Genomic DNA, 9,626 nt, shown 5'->3' with positions numbered 1-9,626 from the left:
TCCCCAGCCAGCTGCCCATCTACGGGCCTGAGCAGGTGCAGGCCCTGATCAACCAGAACCCGCGGATCAGCCAGCAGTTCGGCCTCTGGGACCGGGCCGGTTCCAAGGTGATCCAGGGCAATCTGCTGGTGGTGCCGATCGGCGAGGGTCTGCTCTATGTGGAGCCGGTGTACCTGCAGGCCCGGGCCGGCGGCCTGCCCACCCTGACGCGGGTGGTGGTGAGCGACAGCTCTCGGATTGCGATGGAGGCCAGCCTCAGCGAAGCCCTCGAGGCCCTGCTCGACCCCGGTCGCTCCACAGCGGCCACGGCGGTGGAGCCGCTGAACGGATCCGACGGAACGTGAGGTTGATGCGCTCCTGCCGCAGTCGCAGGCGCCGGGGCACCTGGTGCAGCCAATGCTCCTGGGTGGGGGGATCCATCACCAGCAAGTCCCCATGCCCCAGCTCGTAGGCCAGGGGCTTGCCTTGATTGCGGCCAGAGGCCCTGGGCTTGAGCCGGAAGCTGCGGGGAGCCCCGAAGCTCAGGGACGCGATCGGCGCCCGGGGATCGAGCTCCGGCTCGTTATCGGCATGCCAGCCCATCGCGTCGCGACCATCGCGGTAGCGGTTCAGCAGCAGGGAGTTGAAGCGGCAGCCCGCCGCGGTCTGCACCCGCTCTCGAAGCTGCTGGAGCAGGGGCGACCAGGGCTCGATCGGGTTGGCAACACCGCTGTAGTTGTAGGAGCAGCCGAGATCGCCCACCCAGCAGGTGAGGCGGGGCACGGGGTGGGTGCGGCCAAACAGGGTGATGGAGTCCTGCTTCCAGGGCACGTCAAGGCGCAGGCTCTCCATCCAGCCGTCGGCCTCGGGGCCGGCCCAGCTGGGCCAGAAGCGCAGGGCAAGGCCAGGTAACTCCTGAAGATGTGGAGCAGCGCTGAGGGAGGGGTCAAAGATGCCCAGCTGGCCGCTCATCGAGGCTCGCTCCAAGGCGGGATCATCGGCGACGATGCAAACAAAAAAGGGGGCCTAGGCCCCCTGCATGGTTTGGGCCCGCCTTGGCGGGCCGTGGGAGTAGAAGCGATCAGGCGGGCACGGCCACCTTGGGCTCCAGTTCGCCCTTGGCGTAGAGGGCGGCGTAGTAGTTGATGTCGCGCTGCTTGATCTTGCTGGCGTTGCCGGCGCACCAGAACTGCTGGTAGCGGTCGAGGCAGACCTGCTTCATGTAGGCCCGGGCAGGCTTGTTGAAGTGGCGGGGATCGAAGTTGGCGGGATCCTTGGCGGCTGCTTCCCGTACCGCAGCGGTGAAGGCCAGGCGGTTGTCGGTGTCGATGTTCACCTTGCGCACGCCATTGCGGATGCCTTCCTGGATCTCTTCCACGGGCACGCCGTAGGTCTCGGGGATGGCGCCGCCGTACTTGTTGATCATGTCGAGCCACTCCTGGGGAACCGAGGAGGAGCCATGCATCACCAGGTGGGTGTTGGGCAGAGCCTTGTGGATCTCAGCGATGCGGCTGATTGCCAGCACCTCGCCCGTGGGCTTGCGGGTGAACTTGTAGGCGCCGTGGCTGGTGCCGATGGCGATCGCCAGGGCGTCCACCTTGGTCTTGGCCACGAAGTCGGCGGCTTCGGCGGGATCGGTGAGCAGTTGCTCCTTGGAGAGAGCACCCTCGAAGCCGTGGCCGTCCTCGGCCTCACCCTTGCCGGTTTCGAGGGAGCCGAGGCAGCCCAGCTCGCCCTCCACGCTCACGCCGATGGCGTGGGCCACGTCCACCACCTCTTTGGTGACGCGCACGTTGTACTCATAGGAGGCGGGCGTCTTGGCATCGGCCTCCAGGGAGCCGTCCATCATCACTGAGGTGAAGCCGTTGGCCGCAGCGCCGAAGCAGGTCGCGGGGCTGTTGCCGTGATCCTGGTGCATCACCACCGGGATGTCCGGATAGGTTTCGGTGGCGGCCAGGATCAGGTGGCGCAGAAAGGCCTCACCGGCATAGGCGCGGGCACCGCGGGACGCCTGCAGGATCACGGGGCTGTCGGTTTCATACGCCGCCTCCATGATCGACTGCACCTGCTCCAGGTTGTTCACGTTGAACGCGGGAATGCCGTAACCGTTCTCGGCAGCGTGATCAAGCAGCAGCCGAAGCGGAACCAACGCCATGGGAAACCTCGCAGAAAGGAAACGGAACTGGGGCGCAGTCTAGGTGATGCCCCCCGCGGCTTTGGCTCCTGGCGTGGTAAGCCGGGCGACTCAGTCGATCAGGTGCTGGCGGCGCAGGGCCTGCAGGCTGAACTCGCTCTGCTTGGCGGCGCGGCGGGCGGCCTCGGCTTGACGGGCCAGCTGACGGGCGGTGGTGATGGACATGGACGGAGCTCCCGATCGAGCGGATCGCGGTGGGTGGAGCGCTACTGCCCGTGGGAGGCAGGACCGGGCAAACCCCAGGTCAACGCCCTTAAAGCGTAGCGGTTGCTACCGAATGTTGGCGCTTGTTGGGGTCGGTGCCCGTGGCGCTCAGTGGCCCCGGCGGGCCTCATCGCAGCAGCGCTGGCTGCTCGCGGCCTCGGCCAGCCCTGGCACCATCGGTCGCCCCTCCCGCACCGCCTGGCTCCACCAGCCATGCAGGCGGGCCACCGGCGCGATGCGGCCGTCCTCCCAGCTGCGCGGAAAGGCCAGGGCTGGATCGGGCTCAAGCCGGCGCAGCGGCTCCCCGGCCTGGGAGCACCAGAGCTGGAAGCCGTGCACGTAGTCGGCCTGGTTGTCGGAGCCCAGCACGGCCGTGCCCTGGCGGCCGTAGAGCTCCAGCCAGCAGCCGCGGCCGCGGCGGGCCACCGAAGAGAGGGCCACCTGGGCGGGCACGATGCGGCCATCGGCCGCCTCCAGCTCCATCTGCACCAGGGCAACGTCTTCGGCGTCCACGGCGGCCAGCCGGCCGCTGCCATCCGGCAGGGGACGTTCGCCGATGGCGGTGCTGAGTTGGCCATGCACCCGCCGGCCCGGACCCACGAACCACCGCAGCATGTCGAAGGCATGGGTGCCGAGGGCCCCCAGCACTCCGCCGCCGGCCTCGGCCTGGGAATACCAGCTCCAGGGCCGGGAGGCATCGGCCCGGCTGCCCATCAGCCAGTCGAGCTTCACCAGCACCAGATCGCCCAGCTCACCGCTGCGCAGCAGGGCGTCCAGCTGCTGGAACTGGGGCACCGCCCGGTATTCAAAGTCCACCGCCACCGTGAGCCCCCTGGCCAGGGCCAGCCGCTGCAGCTCCTCCACTTGGCCGGCGTTGAGGGCCACGGGCTTTTCAAGCATCAGGTGCTTTCCCGCCTCCAGCGCCTGCCGGGCCAGGGCAAAGCGTGGTCCTGGCGGCGTGGCGATCACCACCGCCTCCACCCTGGGATCGGCCAGCAGGGCGGCGAAGTCGCTGTGGCCGGGCAGCTCCTGCTCGCCGCAGACGCGGTCCAGCCGCACCTGGCGGGGGTGCCAGAGGGCCACCGGTTCGGTGCCGGCACAGGCCCGCAGGGCCGGCAGGTGCACGCTCGCGCCGAAGCCGAGGCCGGCCACGGCCACGCCCAGGGGGCGCTGGGAGAGGGTGGCGGGGCTCACGGCCATCGGAACAGGGAGAAGGGATTCAGGCAGCCTGCAGCAGCGCCGCACCGGCCTGGCAGCTCTCGGCGATCACCGAGCTGATCAGGTTGTCGCCGGCGGCGGGCTGCCACTCGGAGCCGAACTGGGGCAGGCCGTTGATTGAGGTGTCGCGGTAGAGCTTCTGGCCGCAGTCCACCTCCATCACATAGAGATCGCCCATGCGGGGCTGGTCAGAGTCGCTGGCGGGCTGAAAACGGCTCAGCACCGAAAGGTTGCCGCCACGGCTGCGGTGCAGGCTGCCGGCATCCCACCACTGGCGCCCCTCGTCCGTTGCTGGCACCTCGTGCCAGTCCACCGAGCCGGCAGCGGCCGGTGCCATGTCCAGCCCCCGTCCCAGCTCCAGGCCCGGCAACGGTGCCAGCAGCAGCAAGGCCAGCACCAGGCCAGCGAGCAGCGACCACAACGACTGGCGGGGACTCATGGGGTGGCTCCTGCCGTCACCTGTTCGCGGCAGCCATGCAGGCGCAGCAGCTCCGCCAGGGTGGCCCGGAAGTCGGGACGCGCGACGATCGCATCCACGAAGCCATGGTCCTGGAGGTATTCGGCGGTCTGGAAGTCGTCGGGCAGCTTTTCGCGCAGGGTCTGCTCGATCACACGACGGCCGGCAAAGCCGATCAGGGCCTTGGGCTCCGCCAGGATCAGATCTCCCAGCATGGCGAAGCTGGCGGTCACCCCACCGGTGGTGGGGTGGGTGAGCAGGGGGATGTAGAGCAGTTCAGCGGCGCGGTGGCGTTGCAGCGCGCCGGACACCTTGGCCATCTGCATCAGGCTGAGCATGCCCTCCTGCATGCGCGCCCCGCCGGAGGAGCACACGATCAGCAGCGGATAACGCCGGGCTGTGGCCGTTTCGATCAGACGGGTGAGTTTTTCGCCCACCACCGAGCCCATCGAGCCGCCCATGAAGCGGAAGTCCATCACGCCGAGGGCGAGCGGCAGGTCGCTGCTGCGGCACAGACCGGTGACCACGGCATCGCGCAGGCCGGTGTTCTGCTGGCAGTCGCGCAGCCGGTCGGTGTAGCTGCGCCGATCCTTGAAGGCGAGGGGGTCGGTGGGGGCCACATCGGCATCGAGCTGCTCGAAGCTGCCCGGATCGGCAATCAGGCGGATGCGCTCCTCGCTGTGGATGCGGTGATGGTGGCCGCAGCCCTTGCAGACACTGGCATTGGCGATCAGGTCCTTGCGGTACACCACCAAGCCGCAGTCCGGGCACTTGCTCCAGAGGCCATCCCCCTCCTCCGGCTCCTGGGTGACGCGCACCACCGGCGGCGGCTTGCGGCGATCGGCGAACCAGTCGAACAGGGACATCGGCGCAGGGCGAGACGCATCGGGCTGGAGGAACCATTTAAGGCGCTTGCCGATCAGCCAGCTCCCACCAGACCCCAGCGCCCCAGCAGTTCGATCCAGAAGCCGTTGCCCAGCAGCCACACCCCGGCCCCGCCGCTGGCCAGAAAGGGGCCGAAGGGCATTGGATCGTGGCGGGCCAGCCGGCCGCTGAGCCGACCGGCCAGCCCCACCAGGGCGCCAGAGCCCACGGCCAGCGCCACGGTGATCCCCAGGCCGCCCAGCCCCAGCCAGGCGCCCAGCAGGGCAGCGAGCTTGGCATCGCCCAGGCCAAGGGCCGGTTGGCCGACCACTCGTTCAGCGAGGGCGCTCATCGCCTCAAAACCCAGCAGCCCCAGCCCGGCGGCCAGCAGATGGTTCAGCACCAGGGCCCGGCCCACTGCCCCCCCCTGGGCCAGGCCGAGCAGGGCCGTGGCGGCCAGACCCAGCAGCAGTCCGAAGCGGCAGAGCGGTTCGGGCAGCCAGAGCCGATCCAGGTCGATCAGGGTGAGGGGAATCAGCCAGCTGAGCAGCAGCCAGCCGGCCAGCACCCTCCCCCAGGCCAGCGGTTCAGGCCCCATGGCGCTGGGCACGGCCAGCACCGCTGCCACCCAGAGCCCGGCGGTGAGCAGCTCCACCAGGGGATAGCGGACTGGGATCCGGCTATGGCAGTGGCGGCAACGAGCGCCCAGCCCAAGCCAGCTCAGCAGCGGGATGTTCTCGAACCAGGCCAGACGGGTGCCGCAGCGGGGGCAGTGACTCGGGGGGCTCAGCAGGGATTCTTCCCGGGGCAGKCGCCACACCACCACATTCAGAAARCTGCCAACACAGGCCCCCAGCACAAAGGCTCCCCACAGCCAGAGTTCCGGCGGTGAGGGGGCCGGTGCCGTGAGGTTGGACAGGAGGGGCGCCATGGCTGGGGATTCAGCTGGGCCTGGCCCAGCGCAGGCGGCTGCCTCCGCCCCGGGTGAGCCGGCCCCGGATCAGCTCGATCGGAATGAACTGCTCATCAGGCAGCAACACCGGCATCTCCAGCACCACGCGTCCCCGCTCGGCCTGGAGCACCACGCCGCAGGGATCAGGGCCGCCGGGGCAGCGCTCCATGTAGCTGAACAGAGCCCGTCGGGCCAGCAGCACCACCTGCTGGCTGTTGATGCGATCCAGACGCAGATTCAATCCGGGAGAGGCAGACGCTCCAGGGATCAGAAAGGAAGGACAGAGTGGTCCGGATGGGGCGTTGCTAATGGTCTCACCGCCTCCAGATTGCTCAGCACAGCATAAGCGCTGTTGCCGTTATGCGGATGCAGCCGTTGCTGGCCAGCTCAGGCTGCGGCCTTTTTCACCTCGATCATGCGGTGGATGATCGGGGTGAGGATCAGCTCCATGGCGAAGCCCATCTTGCCGCCGTTCACCACGATCGAGGTGGGGCTGGACATGAAGGAGTCGTGGATCATGTCGAGCAGGTAGGTGAAGTCGATCCCCCACTTCTCCCGGGCACCCTTGCGGAAGTGGATGATCACGAAGCTCTCATCCGGGGTGGGGATGTTGCGGATCTTGAACGGGTTCGAGGTGTCCACCGTGGGAACCCGCTGGAAGTTGATGTCGGTGAGGCTGAATTGGGGGCAGATGTGGTTGATGTAGTCCGGCATGCGGCGCAGGATCGTGTCCACGATCGCCTCGGCCGAATAGCCACGCTCGGCGCTGTCGCGGGAAATCTTCTGGATCCATTCCAGGTTGGTGATCGGCACCACGCCCACCAACAGGTCCACCAGGGCGGCCACGTCGTAGCCATCGCCCACGACGCCGCCGTGCAGCCCCTCATAGAACAGCAGATCGGTGGAGGCGGGAATCGGCTCCCACGGGGTGAACTGACCCGGATCGAGGTTGACGCCCAGGCGGCCGTTGTGCTCGGCGGCCTCTTCCACGGAGTGGAGGTAGTAGCGCTTCTGACCGCCACCGGTTTCGCCATAGCTGCGGAACAGCTCCTCGAGCTTGTCGAAGAGATTGGCCTCCGGACCGAAGTGGGAGAAGTTCTCACCACTCGCCATCGCCGCAGCCATGGCCTCTTTCATCGGCCCGCGCTCATAGCGGTGGTAGCTGTCGCCCTCCACCACGGCCGGGGTGATGCCCTCGCGCTGGAAGATGGTCTCGAAAGCCCGCTTCACAGTGCTGGTGCCCGCGCCGGACGACCCGGTGACAGCAACAACCGGATGACGCTTCGACATGCGCGGGGATCAGTGAAACTCCGGCTGAGTTTGACAGGTCGCCCCCCCAGGCCCAGCCAAGCCCCATGGAACGTTGCCTGGCCAGCCGGCTGGCCCGGTTGGCTGCCGGTTCAGCCCTCCAGGGCGGCCAGCAGCTGGTCGGCCATGGCGGCGCAGCCCAGCTCGGTGCAGCCGGGGGCCATCAGGTCGCCGGTGCGATACCCCCGGGCCAGCACCAGATCCACAGCGCTCTCCAGGGCGGCGGCGGCGACCTCCTGCTGCAGGCCCACCCGCAGCATCATGGCGGCGCTCAGCACCATCGCCATCGGGTTGGCCCTGTCCTGGCCGGCGATGTCCGGGGCGGAGCCATGGATCGGCTCAAACAGGCCCGGCCCGTCACTGCCCAGGGAGGCCGAGGGCAGCATGCCGATCGAGCCACTCAGCATCGCCGCCTCATCGCTGAGGATGTCGCCGAACAGGTTGCCGGTGAGCAGCACGTCGAACTGGCGCGGCTGGCGCACCAGCTGCATGGCGGCGTTGTCCACGTACAGGTGGCTGAGAGCCACCTCCGGATAGGCGCTGGCCTGGAGGCTCTCCACCCGCTCGCGCCACAGCTGCGACACATCCAGCACATTGGCCTTGTCCACGCTGCAGAGCCGGCCGCTGCGCTCCTTGGCCAGCTCGAAGCCCACCTTGGCGATGCGGTCGATCTCGTGGTCGCTGTAGGCCATGGTGTTGAAGGCGCGCACGCCGGCGTCGGTCTCGACGCGTCCCTTGGGGCTGCCGAAGTAGATGCCGCTGGTGAGTTCCCGCACCACGATCAGATCCACCCCCTCCACCACCTCGCGCCGCAGGCTGCTGGCCTCGATCAGGGCGGGCAGGATCTTCACCGGCCGCAGATTGGCGAACAGCCCCAGGCCGGCCCGCAGGCCCAGCAGGCCGGTTTCAGGACGCTGCTGGCGCGGCAGGCTGTCGTACTGGGGCGAGCCGATGGCGGCCATCAGCACGGCATCACTGGCCCGGCAGGCCTCCAGGGTGCTCTCCGGCAAGGGAACGCCGCAGCTGTCGATCGCGGCGCCGCCGATCGGCTGCTCGTCGTAGTCGAGGCTGAAGCCGTGCCGGAGGCTCACCGCGTCGAGCAGCTGGCGGGCGACGGCCAGGATCTCCGGCCCGATGCCGTCGCCGGCGAGCAGGGTGATCCGGTGGCGGGAGGTCATCAGGGGAGGCAATCGAGCCTGGAGCGTGAGGCTACGCGTCGGCCTCAGCGCTGCCCCCCGGACTGCTCCTGCGCGCCCAGACGCTTCTCCAGCTGCCGCAGCTGGCGGCTGAGTTCGGGCAGCTTGCTGAAGGCCGCCGAACAGCGCAGCCACAGCCGGTTGGGGATGGCGGGATAGCCGCTCACCACCTCGCCGGCGGCCACGCTGCCGTGGATCCCAGACTTCGAGGAGGCGATCGCCCCGTTGCCCATCACGGCCCGGTTGGCCAGCCCCACCTGGCCGGCGAGGATCACGCCGTCCCCCAGGCGCGCTCCGCCGGCGATCCCCACCTGGGCGGCCAGGGCACAGCCCCGGCCCGTGGTCACGCCATGGCCGATGTGCACCAGGTTGTCGATCTTGGTGCCGGCGCCGATGCGGGTTTCGCCCACCGTGGGGCGGTCGATGGTGCTGCCGCAGCCCACCTCCACGCCGTCTTCCAGCACCACCCGGCCGGTCTGGGGCATCTTGCGCCAGCCGGCGGCGGTGGGCACGAAGCCGAAGCCCTCGCTGCCGATCACGGCGTTGGCGTGCACCACGCAGCCCCGGCCAAGGCGCGTGCCGGCATGGAGCACCGCGCCGGCGTGCAGCGTGCAGCCCTCGGCCAGCTCCACGTCGTCGTAGAGCACCACGGAAGGGTGCAGGCAGCAGTGGGGCCCGATCGCGGCCCTGGCCCCCACCACCACGTTCGCGCCGATGTGGCTGCCGAGCCCCAGCTGCGCTGTTGGGTCCACCACGGCGCTGGGGGCCACGCCCGCCGGCAGGGGGGCGGGAGGAAACAGCGCCTCCAGTACCTCGGCGAAGCCCAGCCGCGGGTCGGGCAGGGCCACCCAGGCCAGGCCGCGTGCACTGGCCAGCTCCTGCAGAGCCTGGGCCTCCTCGCCCCGCGCGGGGAGCAGCACGGCGGCGGCGTTGCAGCCATCCAGGGCTGCGCTGAGCGCGTGGCCCGGTTCGAGGAAGCAGATCTGGGCGGCACCGGCCTGGTCGAGGGCGGCGGCCCCCTCGATGCCGGGGTCGCCTGCCAGGTGGTGGGCCACGGCCCCTGCACCACCGGCGGCCTGCACATCGCTCAGGAGGCCGAGCAGGTCGCTGAAGCGCATGGCCGCTGGAACTACGAGCTGGGCCGGATCGTAGAGCGATCGCGGTGACCGACCGCGGCCTCACCAACCAGGGCCATGTGGTCGCGGTGCACCACCTCCACCCCGGCCTGGCCGATCAGCTGGCGCAGCTCGGCGC

The 9,626-nt window shown here is 69.3% G+C and carries 10 protein-coding genes and 1 pseudogene; 1 reads left to right on the top strand and 10 read right to left on the bottom strand.

Annotated elements, in window-relative coordinates:
* A pseudogene (locus tag IQ216_RS07800) lies at positions 1-344 on the top strand (UPF0182 family protein); the annotation flags it as partial.
* On the opposite strand, the gene IQ216_RS07795 reads toward IQ216_RS07800, so the two are convergent.
* From IQ216_RS07795 to lpxD, 10 genes are all read right to left on the bottom strand, one after another.
* Positions 256-951 carry an alpha-ketoglutarate-dependent dioxygenase AlkB gene (locus IQ216_RS07795; protein WP_193815031.1) on the bottom strand — a complete coding sequence of 232 codons (696 nt, stop codon included), beginning with the start codon at positions 949-951 and terminating at the stop codon, positions 256-258. The pseudogene IQ216_RS07800 and the gene IQ216_RS07795 overlap by 89 nt on opposite strands.
* A 109-nt stretch (positions 952-1,060) precedes the next feature.
* Positions 1,061-2,134 carry a class II fructose-bisphosphate aldolase gene (gene fba / locus IQ216_RS07790; protein ID WP_186699367.1) on the bottom strand — a complete coding sequence of 358 codons (1,074 nt, stop codon included), beginning with the start codon at positions 2,132-2,134 and terminating at the stop codon, positions 1,061-1,063.
* A 351-nt stretch (positions 2,135-2,485) separates the two neighbouring features.
* On the bottom strand, positions 2,486-3,577 hold the full coding sequence (locus IQ216_RS07785; protein ID WP_193815030.1) for a Gfo/Idh/MocA family protein: 1,092 nt from the start codon (positions 3,575-3,577) through the stop codon (positions 2,486-2,488).
* Positions 3,578-3,596: 19 nt separating this feature from the next.
* On the bottom strand, positions 3,597-4,034 hold the full coding sequence (locus tag IQ216_RS07780) for a hypothetical protein (RefSeq protein ID WP_228007275.1): 438 nt from the start codon (positions 4,032-4,034) through the stop codon (positions 3,597-3,599).
* A complete protein-coding gene (gene accD, locus IQ216_RS07775; protein ID WP_193815029.1) occupies positions 4,031-4,918 on the bottom strand; it encodes an acetyl-CoA carboxylase, carboxyltransferase subunit beta in 888 nt (295 codons plus the stop codon). Before accD ends, IQ216_RS07780 begins: the two co-directional genes overlap by 4 nt.
* A 53-nt stretch (positions 4,919-4,971) precedes the next feature.
* Entirely contained in the window at positions 4,972-5,847 is an 876-nt protein-coding gene (locus IQ216_RS07770) for an A24 family peptidase (RefSeq protein ID WP_193815028.1), read from the bottom strand.
* 10 nt (positions 5,848-5,857) lie between these two features.
* Positions 5,858-6,109: a hypothetical protein gene (locus tag IQ216_RS07765; RefSeq protein ID WP_225875820.1), complete on the bottom strand. Its 252-nt coding sequence runs from the start codon at positions 6,107-6,109 to the stop codon at positions 5,858-5,860.
* Between the two features lie 146 nt (positions 6,110-6,255).
* A complete protein-coding gene (locus tag IQ216_RS07760) occupies positions 6,256-7,158 on the bottom strand; it encodes a phosphoribulokinase (protein WP_193815027.1) in 903 nt (300 codons plus the stop codon).
* A 110-nt stretch (positions 7,159-7,268) separates the two neighbouring features.
* Complete coding sequence (leuB, locus tag IQ216_RS07755) at positions 7,269-8,354, bottom strand: 3-isopropylmalate dehydrogenase (protein WP_193815026.1); 1,086 nt, start codon at positions 8,352-8,354, stop codon at positions 7,269-7,271.
* 44 nt (positions 8,355-8,398) lie between these two features.
* Positions 8,399-9,490 (bottom strand): UDP-3-O-(3-hydroxymyristoyl)glucosamine N-acyltransferase, encoded by a 1,092-nt coding sequence (gene lpxD, locus IQ216_RS07750; protein ID WP_193815025.1) that lies wholly within the window; start codon positions 9,488-9,490, stop codon positions 8,399-8,401.
* Positions 9,491-9,626 lie beyond the last annotated feature (136 nt).

The organism is Cyanobium sp. LEGE 06143 (genome assembly GCF_015207535.1).
Taxonomy (GTDB): domain Bacteria; phylum Cyanobacteriota; class Cyanobacteriia; order PCC-6307; family Cyanobiaceae; genus NIES-981.
Note: the sequence above shows the minus strand (reverse complement) of the source record. Positions and strands in the feature narration are given on the sequence as shown.

Coding starts and splice junctions, on each gene's coding strand:
- IQ216_RS07795 (WP_193815031.1), bottom strand. CDS start 951: ATGAGCGGCCAGCTGGGCATCTTTGACCCCTCCCTCAGCGCTGCTCCA.
- fba (WP_186699367.1), bottom strand. CDS start 2,134: ATGGCGTTGGTTCCGCTTCGGCTGCTGCTTGATCACGCTGCCGAGAAC.
- IQ216_RS07785 (WP_193815030.1), bottom strand. CDS start 3,577: ATGGCCGTGAGCCCCGCCACCCTCTCCCAGCGCCCCCTGGGCGTGGCC.
- IQ216_RS07780 (WP_228007275.1), bottom strand. CDS start 4,034: ATGAGTCCCCGCCAGTCGTTGTGGTCGCTGCTCGCTGGCCTGGTGCTG.
- accD (WP_193815029.1), bottom strand. CDS start 4,918: ATGTCCCTGTTCGACTGGTTCGCCGATCGCCGCAAGCCGCCGCCGGTG.
- IQ216_RS07760 (WP_193815027.1), bottom strand. CDS start 7,158: ATGTCGAAGCGTCATCCGGTTGTTGCTGTCACCGGGTCGTCCGGCGCG.
- leuB (WP_193815026.1), bottom strand. CDS start 8,354: ATGACCTCCCGCCACCGGATCACCCTGCTCGCCGGCGACGGCATCGGG.
- lpxD (WP_193815025.1), bottom strand. CDS start 9,490: ATGCGCTTCAGCGACCTGCTCGGCCTCCTGAGCGATGTGCAGGCCGCC.